The organism is Streptococcus mitis (assembly GCF_002096835.1).
GTDB classification, from domain to species: Bacteria; Bacillota; Bacilli; order Lactobacillales; family Streptococcaceae; genus Streptococcus; species Streptococcus mitis_W.
On the sequence record NZ_NCVG01000009.1, the window covers coordinates 1 to 436 of the forward strand.

The following is a 436-nucleotide window of genomic DNA, read 5'->3' on the forward strand; positions in this document are numbered from 1 at the left end:
TCTTACCATCTTTTTCTTTCAATGGTAATTCAACAGTGCCACCTGGTTTGCCATTTTCTTTGTCGTACTCTGGTGTGTAGATGTCTTTGTCTTGGTTTGTGACTGTTACTTCTACTGGTACAGTATCTGTTGAACCGTCTGGATAAGTTACCGTGATTTCGCCTGTAATCTTATCACCTGGTTTCGCTCCTTCTGGAATAGTTACCGTTACTTTACCATCTTTGTCGACTGTAATTCCTGGGGTATTACTTTCGAACTTAGTTCCTGATGGAATTTTCTTACCATCTTTTTCTTTCAATGGTAATTCAACAGTGCCACCTGGTTTGCCATTTTCTTTGTCGTACTCTGGTGTGTAGATGTCTTTGTCTTGGTTTGTGACTGTTACTTCTACTGGTACAGTATCTGTTGAACCGTCTGGATAAGTTACCGTGATTTC

The 436-nt window shown here is 40.1% G+C and carries 1 protein-coding gene; it reads right to left on the bottom strand.

The annotated features are described in order from the left end of the window. A partial coding sequence (locus B7699_RS00070; RefSeq protein WP_192851983.1) for a YPDG domain-containing protein occupies nt 1-436 on the bottom strand: 436 nt, incomplete at both ends.